Genomic DNA, 16,904 nt, shown 5'->3' on the forward strand with positions numbered 1-16,904 from the left:
CACTCAGGGTTCCGACGGCGGGACCGTGACCTTCGCGTCGGACGGGTCCGCCGAGGGCTCGGGCTCCTCGTCGAGGTGCCGGTACGAGAACCAGCCGACCACCTTGTCCACGACGAAGCCCATCGCGACACCCAGCACCACGCCGATACCGATCGCCATGAGCGGGTCGTGGCCGAGCCACTGCGCCGCGACCAGGCCGATACCCGCCGAGTAGAGCGCCCACATGACCGCGGCGATCGCCGCGATGACCATGAACCGGCGGCGGGGGTAGGCGACGGCGCCCGCCGTCATGTTCACGGCGACCCGGCCGATCGGCACGTAGCGCGCCGCCAGGATGAAGGACGCCCCCCGGCGGGTCAGCGCCCGCTCCGCCCAGGCCACCGCCCGGCGCCCGCGCGGGCCTCGCAGGAACGGCACGCGCTCGGTGCCGATCATGTGCCCGATCTGGTAGGCGATCTGGTCGCCCACCCATGCTCCGGCCGCCGCCGTCAGGAGCACGAGCCACATCGACGGCGTGCCGGTGGTGTGCGCCGACACCGCCAGCGTGATCACGACGGACTCGCTGGGCAGCGGCGGGAAGAAGCCGTCGATGGTGGCGAACGCGAACATCGCCGGGTAGATCCACGGCGAGGCCGCCATGGCGAGGATCCAGGCCTCGGTGGCGCTCAGGACTGTGGAGATGAGTTCGAGCACGGGACCTCGAGAGTCTCGGTCGAGCACTACCCGTCGACAGGCTCAGGGCGGCGCCCGGGGGCGGAGGACGGCACTTGTCAGTGCCTGCGGTCAGCCTACGCAAAGGGATCCCCTGAAAGGCATCAGGGGTCCCCCTGGTAGAACCCCGCTTCCCAAGGATTCACGGAGCGTTCACGCCTGCCGTGCCTGCCGCCACAACCTCGCGCGCCGGCACGGCACCGATCACTGCAGTGCCAGCCGCTCCCGCACGACGGCGGCCAGGTCCTCAGCCACCTTGTCCGCCTCGTCCTGCCCTGGGGCCTCGACCATGACGCGCACCAGCGGCTCCGTGCCGGACTGACGCAGCAGCACCCGGCCGGTCTCCCCCAGACGTGCTGTCGCGTCGGCCACGGCCGCCTGGACGCCCTCGTCGGTACCCGCGCGCGACTTGTCCACACCCCGCACGTTGACGAGAGTCTGTGGCAGACGCTCGATCTGGCCCGCGAGGTCGGCCAGACGCTTGCCCGACGCCTTGACGCGTGCGGCGAGGTGCAGCGCCGAGAGCACGCCGTCGCCCGTCGTGGCGTGGTCGGCCAGGATGATGTGCCCGGACTGCTCGCCGCCGAGGCCGAAGCCCTTGGCGCGCATCTCCTCGAGCACGTACCGGTCGCCGACGGCGGTCTGCACCGTCGTGATGCCGCGCTCCCGCATCGCCAGGATCAGACCGAGGTTGCTCATCACGGTCACCACGAGGGTGTCGCCCGGCAGGCGCCCCTCCTCCTGGAGCGCGCTGGCGAGGATCCCGAGGATCTGGTCGCCGTCCACGATGGCACCGGTGTGGTCGACGGCGAGGCAGCGGTCGGCGTCGCCGTCGAACGCGACGCCGAAGTCCGACTCGGACGCCACGACGACGGCCTGCAGCTGCTCCGGGTGCGTGGAGCCGCACTTCTCGTTGATGTTCCGGCCGTCCGGGCTGGCGTTCATCACCACGACGTCGGCGCCCGCAGCACGCAGCGCGTCCGGGCCCACCTCGCTCGCGGCGCCGTTGGCGCAGTCGAGAGCGATGCGCAGGCCCTCGAGCGGCCGGTGGTCGGGGGTGGTCCCGACGCTGTCGGTCAGGTGCCGCACGTAGCGCTCCGCGGCGGCCTGGCCGTCAGTGCGGATGCGCCCCACGTCCGCGCCCGTCGGCCGCTCCCACTCGTCGCCGAGCGTGGCCTGGATGGCGTCCTCGACGGCGTCGTCGAGCTTGAGGCCTCCCCGGGCGAAGAACTTGATGCCGTTGTCCGGCATCGGGTTGTGCGAGGCGGAGACCATGACGCCCAGGTCGGCCTCCAGCTCCGTCACGAGATAAGCCAGTGCGGGCGTCGGCAGCACGTTGAGCATCACCACGTCCACGCCAGCTGACGCGAGTCCCGCCGCGACGGCGCCCGCGAGGAACTCGCCCGAGGCGCGAGTATCCCGCCCGACGACCGCGCGCGGACGCGGCCCTAGCAGCTCACCCTGTGCCGTCAGCACGCGAGCGGCGGCGGCGCCCAGCTCCAGCGCCAGCTCCGCCGTGATGTCCTTGTTGGCGAGGCCCCGAACTCCGTCGGTGCCGAACAGCCTGACCATGCCGGTTCTCCTCAGATCGTTCGGATCCCACCGTAGTGGGCCTCCGGCGCTTACCAGAATGCAGATGGCCCCGCTGAACAGTGTCGAAACTGTTCGGCGGGGCCACCCAGCCACGCGCTGGGATCAGCGCTTGCTGTACTGCGGAGCCTTGCGGGCCTTCTTGAGACCGGCCTTCTTGCGCTCGACCTTGCGGTCGTCACGCCGGAGGAAACCGGCCTTCTTGAGCTCGGCGCGGTTCGCGTCCTCGTCGATCTCGTTCAGCGCACGGGCGATGCCCAGGCGCAGTGCGCCGGCCTGGCCCGACGTGCCTCCACCCGTGATACGGGCGATGACGTCGAAGCGGCCCTCGACCTCGACCAGCTGCAGCGGCGAGTTCACCAGCTGCTGGTGCACCTTGTTCGGGAAGTACTCCTCGAGGGTGCGGCCGTTGACCTTCCAGGTGCCGGTGCCGGGGACGAGGCGCACGCGCGCCACGGCCTCCTTGCGGCGCCCGAGGGCCTGAGCCGGGGCGGTGATGGACGAGCCGCGCGTTGCGGGTGCGGCAGTCTCGGTGGTGTAGTTGCTGGGCGTCTCTGCGCCCTGCTCGATTTCGACGGTGGTCTCGGCCACTGTGGTGTCCTCGCGTCCTTCGCGTTGCGATCCGGCAGCGGCCTCAGGCCTGCTGCGAAACCTGGGTGATCTCGAACGGCTTGGCCTGCTGTGCCGTGTGCGGGTGCTCAGAGCCTGCATAGACCTTCAGGTGGGTCATCTGGTCCCGACCGAGCGAGGTCTTGGGAATCATGCCGCGCACAGCCTTCTCGACGGCGCGTTCCGGCTTGGTGTCCAGGAACTCGCCGTACGGGGTGGCAGTGAGGCCGCCCGGGTAACCCGAGTGACGGTAGGCCATCTTGGTCTCGCGCTTGTTGCCGCTCAGCGCGACCTTGTCCGCATTGATGATGATGACGAAGTCACCGCCGTCGACGTGCGGGGCGAAAGTCGGCTTGTGCTTCCCGCGCAGCAATATGGCGACCTGGCTTGCCAGGCGGCCCAGGACGACGTCGGTCGCGTCGATGACGTACCAGTCGCGCTGGACGTCGCCGGGCTTGGGGGTGTACGTACGCACGGTTCGTAACCTTTTCGTTTTCGGTGTCGTCGGGCGAGAAGCAGCGCCCGAAGAGTCAGGTCGTTGTGCGCGGGGGTCAGAATGACGTCCGGGCCGATCGTCAGCACTCGAGTGGGCTCGGTGCTGGCGCAAGACGTCGTGACAAAGCACAACGACTCATCAGAGTACCTGGCTGCTTCCCCGGGGGTCAAAGCGAGCCGGGTCTCGACGCCCGTCGAGGACCATGAGGTTCGACACGTCCGCCTGTGGCGTCCGCGCCGATCCGGTGTCACGGTAGGAACATGACCGAGGAAACCCCAGCCACCATGCCAGGACCGGACGGGCTCGCTGAGGGCGACACCGACCAGCTCCCCTCCGAGGACACCCTGCTCAACCGCGGCACGAAGGACCAGCTCGACGAGGGCTACTCCCCGCCCGACCGCCCCCGCAGCAACCACTGGGGCGAGACTGGCTGGGAGGAGCGGCACGGCGAGCCGATGGACCAGCGCCTGGGCGAGGAGGAGCCGGACGTCTGGCAGACCGACCCCCTCGACCGCGCCGACACGTCGCGCGCCGGACGGCTCGTGTCGGACCCCGACGCGGACCCTGGCAGCTACGCCGGCGAGGACGGCAACCGCGAGAACGACGTGTACGGGACGGACGCGGGCATCGACGGCGCGGGAGCGAGCGCCGAGGAGGCAGCGGTCCACTGGGTCGAGGAGCCCTGACCGGGGACGCGACGTAGCCGTCTCGCTGGCTGGCTCGTCGAGGTCCCCACGGGAGCTCGACGGGCTCGGCCAGGGCCGTCGGTCTACTCCGCGCCGACGATCTCTTCCCAGACGTCCTCGTCCATGCGCTTCGTGCGGACGGCGTCGGCGCGCGCTGCGAGCTCCTCGTCCGGCGGGAACGTGATCTCCTCGAGGCACAGCCCCTCCGGCGGCACGACGAAGACGCCCGCGTCCCGGCGCCGGCTCGCCAGGAGGACCGCCGGCCAGCTCACGGGGCGGCGCCCCTCCCCCACCGCTATGGACGCACCGACCAGCGCCCGCACCATGTTGTGGCAGAACGCGTCGGCGACGACGTGCGCGATCGCGAGCCCGGCGTCCGGTCCCTCGGTAGGCCGCTCCCAGGCGATGCGCTGCAGCTCGCGGATGGTTGTCGCACCCGGCCGGGGCTTGCAGTACGAGGCGAAGTCGCGGACCCCGGTGAGCGGGCGGACGGCGTCGTCCATCGCGGCGACGTCGAGCGGCTTACGGGACCACAGGACGTGCCTGCGGCGCAGCGGGTCCCTGAGCTCGAGGGCGTCAGCGATCCGGTAGGTGTAGCGGCGGCGCAGTGCGGAGAAGCGCGCGTCGAATCCCGGCGGCGCCGGATCGGCGGCGCGCACGACGACGTCGCCGGGGAGCACGCCCGTCAGCCGGGACACCAGCGCCTCCGCCGGTGTACGGCTGGACCGCCCGGAACGCCCGGGCAGCGCGGCCCAGGCACCCGCCTCGATGTCGACGTGCGCCACCTGCCCCCGTGCGTGGACGCCCGAGTCGGTGCGTCCGGCCACGGTGAACCGGGGCGTCGGCCGGCCGAGCTGCTCGCTGCGCAGGACGCGCGCGAGCCCCTCCTCGAGGGCACCTTCCACGGTGCGCAGGCCCGGCTGGCGCGCCCAGCCGGCGAAGCCGGTTCCGTCGTAGGCGAGGTCGAGGCGGGCCCTGATGAACTCGTTCACGTAGGTCATCTTCCCCGATCCTGGCTCATGGTTCGTAAAGTGACGTCATGGCAGACATCCTCACGCTGGCAGTCGACTGCGGTGGCGGCGGGATCAAGGCGGCAGTCCTCGACACGTCAGGCACCGCCCACGCGACGCCGGTCCGCGTCCCGACGCCGTACCCCCTCCCGCCCGAGCTGCTCGTCGACACGATCGCGAAGATCGCCACCGACCTGCCGGCGGCCGGGCGGGTCACGGTCGGCCTGCCGGGCATGATCCGCAGCGGCGTCGTCGTGCACACGCCGCACTACATCACGCGGTCAGGGCCCCGCTCCCGCGTGCTGCCCGACCTGCTCGACGCCTGGCGCAGCTTCGACATGCGCGCGGCGGTCGCGGAGCGGCTCGGCCTGCCCGCGCTCGTCCTGAACGACGCCGAGGTGCACGGCGCCGGCGTCGTCGCCGCGTCGGGTCTCGAGCTCGTCATCACCCTCGGCACCGGCCTGGGGACGGCCATGTTCCACGGCGGGCGCATAGCGCCGCACCTGGAGTGGTCGCACGCCCCGGTGCGCCGCAGCCTGACGTACGACCAGTACATCGGTGAGCCCGAACGCCGTCGGCTCGGTGACGGGCTGTGGTCGCGCCGGGTCGTCTCCGTCGTCGACGGCCTGCGACCCGTCTTCCTCTGGGACCGGCTCTACATCGGCGGCGGGAACGCACGGTGCATCACGCCGTCGGCACTCACCCGGCTCGGGGACGACGTCGTCATCGTGCCGAACTCCGCCGCGCTGGTGGGCGGCGCGCGAGCTTGGGACCTCCCAGCGACCACCTGACGTGTCAGGCGTACGGGTCAGCAGGGTGACCCGTACGGCTGACACGTCACGGGACGACGACGCCGGGCCGCACCCTCCGTACGGAAGGTGCGGCCCGGCGTCGTGCAGGGGGAGAAAGAGGCTCAGGCCTCCTTCTTCTCCTCCGTGGTCTCCTCAGCCGGAGCGTCCTCGACCGGGGCGTCCTGGACGTCCTCGACCGGGGCGTCCTCGACGGGGGCGGCCTTCTCGGCGGCCTTGGTGGCCTCCTTGACGACTGCCTGCTTGGGGCTCACGGGCTCGGTGACGAGCTCGATGACCGCCATCGGCGCGTTGTCGCCCTTGCGGGTGCCGATCTTGGTGATGCGCGTGTAGCCACCGTTGCGCTCGGCCATGGCCGGGGCGATCTCGGTGAAGAGCGTGTGCACCACACCCTTGTCACGCACGACGGTGAGCACGCGGCGACGAGCGGACAGGTCGCCCTTCTTCGCGAACGTGATCAGGCGCTCAGCCAGGGGACGCAGGCGCTTGGCCTTGGTCTCCGTGGTCGTGATGCGGCCGTGCTCGAAGAGGGAGGTCGACAGGTTCGCGAGGATCAGGCGCTGGTGAGCCGGGCTACCGCCGAGCCGCGGACCCTTGGTAGGGGTAGGCATTACTTGTCTCCTTGGAAGTGGTTCCGCGCGTCCGGCCTAGGCCGGACGCGGGACGTCAGTACGACTGCTCGTCGCCGCTGTAGGCCGCGGAGTCGCCACCCTCGAAGTACGAAGCGCCGGCCGGATCGAAGTCCAGCGGCGAGTCCTTGAGGCTGAGGCCGAGCTCGGCCAGCTTCTCCTTGACCTCGGTGATCGACTTGGCACCGAAGTTGCGGATGTCGAGCAGGTCCGCCTCGCTGCGAGCCACAAGCTCGCCCACCTGGTGGATGCCCTCGCGCTTGAGGCAGTTGTACGAACGGATGGTGAGGTTGAGCTCCTCGATCGGCAGTGCCAGGTCCGCGGCCAGCGCGGTGTCCGTCGGCGACGGGCCGATCTCGATGCCCTCGGCCTCGACGTTCAGCTCACGTGCCAGGCCGAACAGCTCGACCAGGGTCTTGCCAGCCGATGCGAGCGCGTCGCGAGGCGTGATCGCCTGCTTGGTCTCGACGTCGACGATGAGCTTGTCGAAGTCGGTGCGCTGCTCGACTCGGGTGGCCTCGACCTTGTACGTGACCTTGAGGACCGGCGAGTAGATCGAATCAACCGGGATGCGCCCGATCTCCGCGTCGAACTGCTTGTTCTGCGCGGCGGACACGTACCCACGGCCCCGCTCGACGGTCAGCTCGATCTCGAGCTTGCCCTTGTCGTTGAGGGTGGCGATGTGCAGGTCGGGGTTGTGGACCTCGACTCCCGCCGGCGGAACGATGTCCGCGGCGGTCACGATGCCGGCGCCCTGCTTGCGCAGGTACATCACGACGGGCTCGTCGTTCTCCGAGGAGACGACGAGGTTCTTGATGTTGAGGATGATCTCGGTGACGTCCTCCTTCACGCCCGACACGGTGCTGAACTCGTGCAGCACACCGTCGATACGGATGGAGGTGACGGCCGCGCCCGGGATGGACGACAGCAGCGTGCGACGCATCGAGTTGCCGAGCGTGTAGCCGAAGCCAGGCTCGAGCGGCTCGATAGAGAAGCGGGAACGGCTCTCCGAGATGACCTCTTCGGTCAGCGTGGGGCGCTGTGCGATAAGCACTGTGGGTGTCCTTTCAGTGTGCGTCCGCTATATGACGCATCACGGCATGCGATCTCTCGCTGCCTGGTGAGAACTCTGTCCGTCTCGACCAGGCGGGGGTGGTCACCGCGGACGGTGAGCCGATGTCGCGATCAGGTTGTGCCTCCGGCCCCAGGGCCGGAGGCACAACCTGGCGCAACAAGCATCAGACGCGGCGACGCTTCGGGGGGCGGCAGCCGTTGTGAGCCTGGGGCGTCACGTCCTGGATCGAGCCGACCTCGAGGCCGGTCGCCTGGAGCGAGCGGATCGCGGTCTCACGACCGGAACCCGGGCCCTTCACGAAGACGTCGACCTTCTTGACGCCGTGCTCCTGCGCGCGGCGCGCGGCCGACTCGGCAGCCATCTGCGCGGCGTACGGGGTCGACTTACGGGAGCCCTTGAAGCCGACGTGGCCGGCGGACGCCCATGCGATCACAGCACCCGAGGGGTCGGTGATCGAGATGATCGTGTTGTTGAACGTGGACTTGATGTGCGCCTGGCCGAGCGGGACGTTCTTCTTGTCCTTGCGGCGCGGCTTGCGGCCGGCGGCGGCGCGAGTCTTGGGAGGCATGTGTTTTTAGATCTCCTGGTCTGATCGGACCGGGGCGGTCTCAGCTCGATGAGCCGACCGCTCCACGGACTGCTATCAGCGGGCCTTCTTCTTGCCCGCGACGGTGCGCTTGGGACCCTTGCGGGTACGCGCGTTGGTCTTTGTGCGCTGACCACGCACCGGCAGTCCGCGACGGTGGCGGATGCCCTGGTAGGTACCGATCTCGACCTTGCGGCGGATGTCGGCCGCGACCTCACGGCGGAGGTCACCCTCGAGCTTGAAGTTGCCCTCGAGGTGGTCGCGGAGCGCAACGAGCTCGGCGTCGCCGAGGTCCTTGACGCGGACGTCCGGGCTGATGCCCGTGGCGGCCAGGGTCTCCTTCGCGCGGGTACGACCCACACCGAAGATGTAAGTGAGCGCAACCTCAAGCCGCTTGTCGCGGGGGAGGTCGACGCCGATAAGACGTGCCATGTGCCTTCCGGCTCCTGTACTGCTCATCGGAGGTCTGCCGCACCGCCATCCCGCGATTCACGCGAGCCCCGGCCTCCGGGCCGAGGGTTCCCCCCACCTGTGCGGCTGCCCGCTGGGTGAGGTTCGAGGTGGTGCGCTGGTGGTGGCCTCAGCCACCGACCCGGGCGGTTGCCCGGGACGTGATCAGCCCTGGCGCTGCTTGTGGCGCAGGTTGTCGCAGATCACCATGACGCGACCGTGCCGGCGAATCACCTTGCACTTGTCGCAGATCTTCTTGACGCTCGGCTTGACCTTCATCGGATTTTTCCTCCGCAACGAACGTCCGGTCTCCCGGTGCGCACGCAGCAGTGTCGTGGGTGGTCGATCATGCGGCGACGTCACCTCCCGGCCAGGCCGTGGACGACGTAGCCCCGGATCGGGGACTGACTACTTGTAGCGGTAGACGATCCGGCCGCGGGACAGGTCGTACGGGCTGAGCTCCACCACCACGCGGTCCTCGGGAAGGATCCGGATGTAGTGCTGACGCATCTTGCCCGAGATGTGCGCGAGAACTCTGTGACCGTTCGACAGCTCTACGCGGAACATCGCGTTCGGCAGAGCCTCGATCACGCTGCCCTCAATCTCGATGACACCGTCCTTCTTTGCCATATCCTCCGCTAACTCTCGTCGTGACTGCTTCCACGCCCACGGCACCGCAGGATCCCTGCGACGCCGACAGTCAGGTGTGGATGTCGTGTGTGTCCGTATGCCGCCTACCTCGTGTGCCTCGGCCTGCGCCCCGCTTGCGCGGGGACCGGCAGGCGCCGTGGCACCCTGTCAAGAACTGGAGGCGTTGAACGGACTACACCCAGCGGTCCAGCCTACGTCACTTCCGAAAGCATTCAAAGCGCAGGACGACGGCGTGGGCCACCGGGGGCCGTGAGCCTCGCCACGCGCACCCGCTTCAGAGGTCGTACTCGACTCCAGGCAGGCCGACCATCGTGTGCGGCAGGCTGTTGACGAAGAAGAACAGCATCGGGAGCCAGCCGAGCACGATCCCCAGACCGAGGGCGATGAGCACCGGACCACGGTGAGCCTTCCAGAGCCAGACACCGGCCGACCACACCACGATACCGAGCAGCAGGGCCGACTCCCACACGAGGAGCGACGTACCGAACCCGAGAACGATGCCGATCCACAGGAAAGGGCTCGGCGCGAGGCGGCGGACCCACGCGGCGAGCCAGCGCCCGAACCGCTTGAGGCCACGGCCCGCAGCCGGAGCGGCCCACGCAGAGCCGGCACCGCTGGGCGGGGCGTGCACGTCATCGGTCACGATCCGATCGTAGCCAACTGACTCCGACTTAAATAGACCCCGGGTGAAAGTCGGCGATCCGGCTCGGCTGAGCTGCTCGGCCGATCGGCTCAGTCGAGCGCGACCGGCTCCACGCCGAAGACGCCGAGTCGCTCAGCTCCCCCGTCGACCGCGGTCAGGACCACTATGCCGTCCTCAAGGACCGCCGTGGAGTGTTCCCAGTGCGCCGCGCGGGCCCCGTCGACGGTCACCACCGTCCAGTCGTCCTCCAGGACCCTGGTCTCGGCACCACCGCGCACGATCATCGGCTCGATCGCGAGGCACATCCCGGGACGCATGCGCGGCCCCGAGGCCGACGTCTTGTAGTTGTGCACGTCCGGCGGCTGGTGCATGGCGCTGCCGATACCGTGCCCGACGTAGTCCTCGACGATGCCGTACTCGACGCCGTTGAACTCCCCCGCCATCTCGACGGCGGCCTCCACTGCCTCTCCGACGGCGTTCAGCCGCTTCGCGGAGGCCAGGGCGGCGATGCCCGCCCACATGGCGGCCTCCGTCGTCCGGACGAGCGCGATGTCGGCGAGGTCCGCGCCCGCGGCGACCAGGTCGTCGTCGGGCAGCTTGTGGTCCAGGGCGCCCTCGGCGCCCAGGACGAACGAGATGGCCGAGTCGCCGTGCCACCCCTCGACGATCGCACCGCAGTCGATCGAGACGAGGTCACCCGCCGCGAGCACCCGGCTACCCGGGATCCCGTGGATGACCTCGTCGTTGACCGACGTGCAGATCACGCCCGTGAACCCGTGGTAGCCGAGGAACGACGGCGCCGCACCGGCGTCGTCGATGGTCCGGGCGGCCACCGCGTCCAGGTCCGCGGTCGTCAGACCGGGCCGGGCCGCCGCCCGTACCGCGGCGAGAGTGTCCGCGACCACCAGACCGGCACGCCGCATGAGGCGCACCTGGTCCGGCGTCTTGTACTCGACCCGATCCCGTCCGAAGACCACGCCTCAGCCCAGCTGGGCCGCGAGAGCGGCGACGATGCGGTCGGTGACCTCGGCGACCTCGCCGACGCCGTCCACCTTGGCCAGCAGCCCACGCTCCGCGTACGCCGCGGTGAGGGGAGCCGTCTCGGTGTCGTAGATGTCGAGCCGGCGGGCGATCCCCTCGGGGGTGTCGTCCTCGCGACCCTCCTCCTGCGCGCGCTTGGTGAGGCGCTCCATGAGCACGTCACGGTCCGCCGTCAGCTCGATCACGCCGTCGAGCTCCCACCCGACACCGGCGAGCGCGCTGTCCAGCTCGGAGACCTGAGCCGCGTTGCGCGGGTAGCCGTCGAGCAGGAACCCCTTCTTGACGTCCGCGTCGCCGAGACGGTCACGGACCATGGCGTTGGTGACCTCGTCCGGGACGAGCTCTCCTTTGTCCATGTAAGCCTTCGCCGTCGTGCCCAGCTCCGTGTTGCCCTTGATGTTGGCCCGGAAGATATCACCGGTGGAGATGGCCACGATCCCGAAGACCTCGGCGAGGCGCGCGGCCTGCGTGCCCTTACCGACGCCCTGCGGGCCCATGATGACCAGGCGCGTGACCTGGCCCTCCTGGTCCGGACGAGCGTGCAGCTCGCGACGAGAGGTGGTGGTGGGGGTCTGGCTCAACGGAGGAATCCTTCGTAATGGCGCTGCTGCAGCTGCGAATCGATCTGCTTGACCGTATCCAGCCCGACGCCGACCACGATGAGGATCGAGGCACCGCCGAAGGGCAGAGCCGTGCTGACGCCCAGGAAGACGAGCACCAGCGTCGGGATCAGCGCGACCAGCGCGAGGTACAGGGAACCGGCGGAGGTGATCCGGGTGATCACGAAGTCGAGGTACTCCGCCGTCGGGCGGCCGGCACGGATGCCGGGGATGAAGCCGCCGTACTTCTTCATGTTGTCCGCGACCTCGTCCGGGTTGAACGTGATCGAGGTGTAGAAGAAGCAGAAGAAGATGATCATCAGCGTGTACACCGCGATGTACAGCGGCGACGACTGCTCGACCAGGTTGTTGCGGATCCAGACGACCCATTCGGCGTTCTGGTCCCCGAACTGTGCGAGGAGACCCGGCACCGCAAGGATCGACGCCGCGAAGATCACGGGGATGACGCCCGACATGTTGATCTTGATCGGGATGTACGTGCTCGTTCCGCCATACATCCGGCGGCCCACCATGCGCTTCGCGTACTGCACGGGGATCCGTCGCTGCGACTGCTCGACGAACACCACGAGGCCGATGACCAGGATGATGACCAGGATCATGACCGTGAAGTTGACGACGCCGTTGGCGCCACCGGCGATCGACCAGAGCGACGTGGGGAAGCTCGCCGCGATCGACGTGAAGATCAGGAGCGACATGCCGTTGCCGACGCCGCGCTCGGTGATCAGCTCGCCGAGCCACATGACGAGGCCCGTACCGGCGGTCATGGTGATGACCATGTAGATGGAGGTCAGCACGCCGTCGTCCGGGATGACGGGGACTTCACAGCCCGCGAAGAGCAGGCCCTGACGCGCCGTCGTGATGACGGTGGTGGACTGCAGGATCGCGAGGCCGATGGTGAGGTAGCGCGTGTACTGGGTCAGCTTGGTCTGACCCGACTGGCCCTCCTTCTGCAGCGCCTCGAAGCGTGGGATCACCACGCGAAGCAGCTGCACGATGATGCTCGCCGTGATGTACGGCATGATCCCGAGGGCGAAGATCGACAGCTGGAGCAGAGCTCCGCCGCTGAAGACGTTGATCAGGCCGAGCAGCGTGTTGTCACCCTGTCCAGCGATACATTGCTGCACGTTCGCATAGTCCACACCGGGAGTCGGGATGAACGACCCGAGCCGGAAGATCGCCATGATCGCGATCGTGAACAGCAGCTTGCGCCGCAGGTCTGGCGTCCGGAAAGCCCGGCCGAAAGCGCTGAGCACCCTATCCTCCTGGCCCGCCGTTGCGGGATATCGTGTCGCCGGCAGGACACCGGCGAGGTGTGTCGAACGTGGGCCAGACCACAACGGTGCAGCCGGACCGTGTCGGATTCTACGTTGCTCACGGGGCATCTCGGACCACGAGAGCCCCTCAATTTCCTCAAGAGAGCACACAGGGCCGGCCGCGCATCATGCGCCGCCGGCCCTGGAGCTGTCTCAGGCCTCCGAAACCGTACCGCCAGCCGCCAGGATCTTCTCCTTGGCGGATGTCGAGACGCGGTCGACCGCGATCTCGAGCTTGACGGTGATCTCACCGTTGCCGAGCACCTTCACGGGCTGACCCTTGCGGACCGCCCCCTTGGCGACGAGGTCCTCGACGGTGACGGAGCCACCATCGGGGAACAGCGTCGAGAGCTTGTCCAGGTTCACGACCTGGAACTCCACGCGGAACGGGTTCTTGAACCCACGGAGCTTCGGGAGACGCATGTGCAGAGGCACCTGCCCACCCTCGAAGCCTGCGGGCACCTGGTAACGGGCCTTCGTACCCTTGGTACCACGACCTGCCGTCTTACCCTTCGACGCCTCACCACGACCCACTCGGGTCTTCGCGGTCTTGGCGCCGGGGGCCGGACGGAGGTGATGCATCTTCAGCGGCTTGTTCTCCGCCATGATCACTCGACCTCCTCGACGGCGACGAGGTGCGCCACCGTCTTGACCATGCCACGAATCTCCGCACGGTCCTCCTTCACGGCGGTGTCGCCGATCCGCTTGAGGCCGAGGGTTCGCAGCGTGTCACGCTGGTTCTGCTTGCCGCCGATGGCGGACTTGGTCTGAGTCACCTTGAGTCGAGCCATCACGCACCCGCCTTCGCAGTCGACTCGGCACGACCGGCAGCCTGCGCCCGGAGGAGCGCGGCCGGAGCCACGTGCTCGAGCGGGAGCCCACGACGAGCGGCAACAGCAGCCGGCTCCTCGAGGCCCTGCAGGGCCGCGACCGTGGCGTGCACGATGTTGATCGCGTTCGACGAACCGAGCGACTTGCTCAGCACGTCGTGAATGCCGGCGCACTCCAGCACGGCGCGCACCGGACCACCGGCGATCACACCGGTACCCGGCGACGCCGGACGCAGGAACACGACACCGGCGGCGGCCTCACCCTGGATGGGGTGCGGGATGGTGCCCTGGATGCGAGGGACGCGGAAGAAGCTCTTCTTCGCCTCCTCGACACCCTTGGCGATAGCCGCGGGCACTTCCTTGGCCTTGCCGTAGCCGACTCCGACGGTGCCGTCACCATCGCCCACCACGACGAGCGCGGTGAAGCTGAAGCGGCGGCCGCCCTTGACGACCTTGGAGACGCGGTTGATGGAGACGACCTTCTCGATGAAGGCGCTCTTTTCCTCGCGCCCCCCGCGACGGTCGCCGCCACGCCCGCCACCACGGCGGTCGTTACGGTCCTTGTTCTCGGTGGCGGCACCCTGGGGGGCGCCGCTGCGCTGCCCTGCAGCCATCAGAGAGTCCTCTTCTTCCGTGCGTTGGTCATCACAGGGCCAGACCGCCCTCGCGGGCGCCGTCAGCCACTGCAGCGACGCGACCGTGGTACTTGTTGCCGCCGCGGTCGAACACGACGGTGTCGACGCCGACAGCCTTGGCACGCTCGGCGACGAGCTCGCCGATCTTGCGGGCCTTGGCCGTCTTGTCGCCGTCGAACGCACGCAGGTCGGCCTCGAGGGTCGACGCCGACGCGACGGTCTTGCCGACGTTGTCGTCCACTACCTGCACCACCATGTGGCGCGAGGAGCGGGTGACGACCAGACGCGGACGACCGGCGGTGCCGGCGATCTTCTTGCGCAGGCGCAGGTGACGGCGCTGGCGCGCGACGGACTTTCCCTTACCCAGGATCTTGATAGTCATCGTCACTTACCAGCCTTTCCGACCTTGCGGCGGACATTCTCGCCGGCGTAACGCACGCCCTTGCCCTTGTAGGGCTCGGGCTTGCGGATCTTGCGAATGTTCGCTGCGACCTCGCCGACCTGCTGCTTGTCGATGCCCGAGACCGAGAACTTGGTAGGGCTCTCGACAGCGAACGTGACACCCGCGGGGGGCTCGATGACAACGGGGTGGCTGAATCCGAGCGCGAACTCAAGGCCCGAGCCCTTCGCCACGACGCGGTAACCAGTACCGACGATCTCGAGCTTCTTCTCGTAGCCCTGCGTCACACCGGTGATCATGTTGGCGATCAGGGTGCGGGTCAGGCCGTGCAGCGCACGGGAGTTCCGCTCGTCGTCCGGGCGGGACACCACAAGCTGGGCGTCCTCCTGGGCGATGTTGATGGGGGCGGGCACATTGTGCTCGAGAGAACCCTTGGGGCCCTTCACGGTCACAAGCGCGCCGCTGACAGTGATGTCCACGCCGGCTGGGACCGGAACGGGAAGCTTGCCGATTCGAGACATTGGCGTTTTCTCCTTTCCGGATTACCAGACGTAGGCGAGGACTTCGCCGCCGACGCCCTTGGCCTGTGCCTGCCTGTCAGTGAGGAGGCCGGAGGACGTGGACATGATGGCCACGCCCAGGCCGCCGAGCACCTTGGGCAGATCGGTGGACTTGCGGTAGACACGCAGACCGGGCTTCGAGATGCGGCGCACGCCCGCCAGGGCGCGCTCCCGGTTCTGGCCGTACTTCAGCTCGAGCGTGAGGGACTTGCCCACCTGGGCATCCCCCACGGACCAGCCGACGATGTAGCCCTCGGCCTGCAGGATCTCAGCAATGTGCGTCTTCAGCTTCGACGACGGCATGGTGACCGTGTCGTGGTGAGCCGAGTTCGCGTTACGCAGACGGGTCAGCATGTCTGCGATCGGGTCGGTCATAGTCATCGGGCTCTTGCCCTTCCTCGCCGGGGTATCCGAACGGCCGTCAAAGGCCGAACAGACCTACGACGTAGTTGTGTTACCAGCTGCTCTTGGTGACGCCGGGAAGCTCGCCACGGTGGGCCATCTCCCGCACGCAGATACGGCACAGGCCGAACTTGCGGTAAACGGAGTGCGGGCGACCGCACTTCTGGCACCGGGTGTAGGCGCGGACCGCAAACTTCGGCTTGGCGGCCGCCTTGTTGATCAGGGCCTTCTTCGCCATGTCAGTTGCTCTCCTTGAAGGGGAAGCCGAGACGGCGCAGCAGGGAGCGGCCCTCGTCGTCGGTCGTCGCCGTCGTCACGACCGTGATGTCCATACCGCGGACTCGGTCGATCTTGTCCTGGTCGATCTCGTGGAACATCGACTGCTCCGTGAGACCGAAGGTGTAGTTGCCGTGGCCGTCGAACTGCTTGGGCGACAGACCGCGGAAGTCGCGAATACGCGGCAGCGCGGTTGCCAGCAGACGGTCGAGGAACTCCCACATGCGGTCACCGCGAAGCGTCACGTGCGCACCGATCGGCATGCCCTCGCGCAGCTTGAACTGCGCGATGGACTTACGAGCCTTGGTGACCTGCGGCTTCTGACCGGTGATCGCCGAGAGGTCGCGGATAGCGCCCTCGATGAGCTTGGAGTCCTTGGCCGCGTCGCCCACACCCATGTTCACGACGATCTTCGTGAGACCGCCGGCCTGGTGCAGGTTCTTGTGGCCGAACTCCTCGATCAGCGCCGGGAGGATCTCCTCGCGGTACTTCTGCTTGAGGCGCGGCAGGGCCGGGGCCTCGATGGTCGTCTCGGTCATCAGATGTCCTTCCCGGAGCGCTTCGCAACGCGGATCCGGACGGTCTTGGTACGACCGTCCCGCTCCACCTGCTCCTCGCGGTACCCGACGCGGGTGCCCTTCTTGGACTCCGGGTCGACGATCATCACGTTGCTCACGTGGATCGGCGCCTCGACCGTCTCGATGCCACCGGTACGGGCGCCGCGCTGCGACTGGCCCACCTTGGTGTGCTTCGTGACGCGCTGGACGCCCTCGACCACGAGGCGGTCGGAGTCCTTGAAGACCTCGAGCACCCGCCCGGTCTTGCCCTTGTCACGACCTGAGATCACGATGACCTGGTCGCCCTTCTTGATCTTCGCCATGG

The 16,904-nt window shown here is 68.4% G+C and carries 26 protein-coding genes; 2 read left to right on the plus strand and 24 right to left on the minus strand.

Features of this window, described 5'->3' with window-relative positions; genetic code table 11:
- Positions 1-3 precede the first annotated feature (3 nt).
- The 4 genes from APR04_RS07775 to rplM form a co-directional block, all read right to left on the minus strand.
- Positions 4-693, minus strand: coding sequence for a DedA family protein (locus APR04_RS07775; RefSeq protein ID WP_253869148.1), 690 nt, complete (start codon positions 691-693; stop codon positions 4-6).
- Between the two features lie 222 nt (positions 694-915).
- Positions 916-2,283 carry a phosphoglucosamine mutase gene (gene glmM / locus APR04_RS07780; protein ID WP_253869150.1) on the minus strand — a complete coding sequence of 456 codons (1,368 nt, stop codon included), beginning with the start codon at positions 2,281-2,283 and terminating at the stop codon, positions 916-918.
- 123 nt (positions 2,284-2,406) lie between these two features.
- Complete coding sequence (gene rpsI, locus APR04_RS07785) at positions 2,407-2,892, minus strand: 30S ribosomal protein S9 (protein WP_253869152.1); 486 nt, start codon at positions 2,890-2,892, stop codon at positions 2,407-2,409.
- 43 nt (positions 2,893-2,935) lie between these two features.
- Positions 2,936-3,385, minus strand: a complete 450-nt coding sequence (gene rplM, locus APR04_RS07790) for a 50S ribosomal protein L13 (protein ID WP_253869154.1) — start codon at positions 3,383-3,385, stop codon at positions 2,936-2,938.
- A gap of 281 nt (positions 3,386-3,666) precedes the next feature.
- Here rplM and APR04_RS07795 point away from each other — a divergent pair, with 281 nt between their 5' ends.
- Positions 3,667-4,092 carry a DUF5709 domain-containing protein gene (locus APR04_RS07795; protein ID WP_253869156.1) on the plus strand — a complete coding sequence of 142 codons (426 nt, stop codon included), beginning with the start codon at positions 3,667-3,669 and terminating at the stop codon, positions 4,090-4,092.
- An 83-nt stretch (positions 4,093-4,175) separates the two neighbouring features.
- Here APR04_RS07795 and APR04_RS07800 read toward each other — a convergent pair whose 3' ends face one another.
- Positions 4,176-5,093, minus strand: a complete 918-nt coding sequence (locus APR04_RS07800; RefSeq protein WP_253869157.1) for a tRNA pseudouridine synthase A — start codon at positions 5,091-5,093, stop codon at positions 4,176-4,178.
- A 38-nt stretch (positions 5,094-5,131) separates the two neighbouring features.
- On the opposite strand from APR04_RS07800, the gene APR04_RS07805 reads away from it, so the two are divergent.
- Positions 5,132-5,893: an ROK family protein gene (locus APR04_RS07805; RefSeq protein WP_253869158.1), complete on the plus strand. Its 762-nt coding sequence runs from the start codon at positions 5,132-5,134 to the stop codon at positions 5,891-5,893.
- 122 nt (positions 5,894-6,015) lie between these two features.
- Here the strand turns inward: APR04_RS07805 and rplQ are convergent, their stop codons facing one another.
- The 19 genes from rplQ to rplX all read right to left on the minus strand — a co-directional run bounded on the left by rplQ (position 6,016) and on the right by rplX (position 16,902).
- Positions 6,016-6,522, minus strand: coding sequence for a 50S ribosomal protein L17 (gene rplQ, locus APR04_RS07810; RefSeq protein ID WP_253869159.1), 507 nt, complete (start codon positions 6,520-6,522; stop codon positions 6,016-6,018).
- Positions 6,523-6,577: 55 nt separating this feature from the next.
- Positions 6,578-7,594 carry a DNA-directed RNA polymerase subunit alpha gene (locus APR04_RS07815; RefSeq protein ID WP_129788496.1) on the minus strand — a complete coding sequence of 339 codons (1,017 nt, stop codon included), beginning with the start codon at positions 7,592-7,594 and terminating at the stop codon, positions 6,578-6,580.
- A 184-nt stretch (positions 7,595-7,778) separates the two neighbouring features.
- Entirely contained in the window at positions 7,779-8,183 is a 405-nt protein-coding gene (gene rpsK, locus APR04_RS07820; RefSeq protein ID WP_116673606.1) for a 30S ribosomal protein S11, read from the minus strand.
- 75 nt (positions 8,184-8,258) lie between these two features.
- Positions 8,259-8,633 (minus strand): 30S ribosomal protein S13, encoded by a 375-nt coding sequence (gene rpsM, locus APR04_RS07825; RefSeq protein ID WP_253869160.1) that lies wholly within the window; start codon positions 8,631-8,633, stop codon positions 8,259-8,261.
- Between the two features lie 183 nt (positions 8,634-8,816).
- Complete coding sequence (gene rpmJ / locus APR04_RS07830) at positions 8,817-8,930, minus strand: 50S ribosomal protein L36 (protein ID WP_003956441.1); 114 nt, start codon at positions 8,928-8,930, stop codon at positions 8,817-8,819.
- A gap of 129 nt (positions 8,931-9,059) precedes the next feature.
- Positions 9,060-9,281, minus strand: coding sequence for a translation initiation factor IF-1 (gene infA / locus APR04_RS07835; RefSeq protein WP_116673604.1), 222 nt, complete (start codon positions 9,279-9,281; stop codon positions 9,060-9,062).
- A 295-nt stretch (positions 9,282-9,576) separates the two neighbouring features.
- Positions 9,577-9,945, minus strand: coding sequence for a hypothetical protein (locus APR04_RS07840; protein WP_253869161.1), 369 nt, complete (start codon positions 9,943-9,945; stop codon positions 9,577-9,579).
- 89 nt (positions 9,946-10,034) lie between these two features.
- A complete protein-coding gene (gene map / locus APR04_RS07845) occupies positions 10,035-10,922 on the minus strand; it encodes a type I methionyl aminopeptidase (RefSeq protein WP_253869162.1) in 888 nt (295 codons plus the stop codon).
- A 3-nt stretch (positions 10,923-10,925) separates the two neighbouring features.
- Positions 10,926-11,483 carry an adenylate kinase gene (locus APR04_RS07850; RefSeq protein WP_253869269.1) on the minus strand — a complete coding sequence of 186 codons (558 nt, stop codon included), beginning with the start codon at positions 11,481-11,483 and terminating at the stop codon, positions 10,926-10,928.
- Between the two features lie 80 nt (positions 11,484-11,563).
- A complete protein-coding gene (gene secY / locus APR04_RS07855) occupies positions 11,564-12,859 on the minus strand; it encodes a preprotein translocase subunit SecY (RefSeq protein WP_253869163.1) in 1,296 nt (431 codons plus the stop codon).
- Positions 12,860-13,072: 213 nt separating this feature from the next.
- On the minus strand, positions 13,073-13,525 hold the full coding sequence (gene rplO / locus APR04_RS07860) for a 50S ribosomal protein L15 (RefSeq protein ID WP_253869164.1): 453 nt from the start codon (positions 13,523-13,525) through the stop codon (positions 13,073-13,075).
- Positions 13,526-13,527: 2 nt separating this feature from the next.
- The gene (gene rpmD / locus APR04_RS07865) at positions 13,528-13,710 is read right to left on the minus strand and encodes a 50S ribosomal protein L30 (protein ID WP_020016131.1); all 183 of its coding nucleotides are present in this window, start codon (positions 13,708-13,710) and stop codon (positions 13,528-13,530) included.
- On the minus strand, positions 13,710-14,363 hold the full coding sequence (rpsE, locus tag APR04_RS07870) for a 30S ribosomal protein S5 (protein WP_253869165.1): 654 nt from the start codon (positions 14,361-14,363) through the stop codon (positions 13,710-13,712). The genes rpmD and rpsE overlap by 1 nt, the downstream gene beginning before the upstream one ends.
- Before the next feature lie 31 nt (positions 14,364-14,394).
- Positions 14,395-14,766, minus strand: a complete 372-nt coding sequence (gene rplR, locus APR04_RS07875) for a 50S ribosomal protein L18 (RefSeq protein WP_253869166.1) — start codon at positions 14,764-14,766, stop codon at positions 14,395-14,397.
- Between the two features lie 2 nt (positions 14,767-14,768).
- Positions 14,769-15,305: a 50S ribosomal protein L6 gene (gene rplF / locus APR04_RS07880; RefSeq protein ID WP_253869167.1), complete on the minus strand. Its 537-nt coding sequence runs from the start codon at positions 15,303-15,305 to the stop codon at positions 14,769-14,771.
- 21 nt (positions 15,306-15,326) lie between these two features.
- Positions 15,327-15,725 carry a 30S ribosomal protein S8 gene (gene rpsH, locus APR04_RS07885; protein WP_253869168.1) on the minus strand — a complete coding sequence of 133 codons (399 nt, stop codon included), beginning with the start codon at positions 15,723-15,725 and terminating at the stop codon, positions 15,327-15,329.
- A gap of 73 nt (positions 15,726-15,798) precedes the next feature.
- Entirely contained in the window at positions 15,799-15,984 is a 186-nt protein-coding gene (locus APR04_RS07890) for a type Z 30S ribosomal protein S14 (RefSeq protein WP_021480434.1), read from the minus strand.
- A gap of 1 nt (position 15,985) precedes the next feature.
- On the minus strand, positions 15,986-16,561 hold the full coding sequence (rplE, locus tag APR04_RS07895; RefSeq protein ID WP_253869169.1) for a 50S ribosomal protein L5: 576 nt from the start codon (positions 16,559-16,561) through the stop codon (positions 15,986-15,988).
- A complete protein-coding gene (gene rplX, locus APR04_RS07900) occupies positions 16,561-16,902 on the minus strand; it encodes a 50S ribosomal protein L24 (protein WP_253869170.1) in 342 nt (113 codons plus the stop codon). Before rplX ends, rplE begins: the two co-directional genes overlap by 1 nt.
- Positions 16,903-16,904 lie beyond the last annotated feature (2 nt).

The sequence above is a fragment of the Promicromonospora umidemergens genome (assembly GCF_024171995.1).
GTDB lineage: Bacteria > Actinomycetota > Actinomycetes > Actinomycetales > Cellulomonadaceae > Promicromonospora > Promicromonospora umidemergens.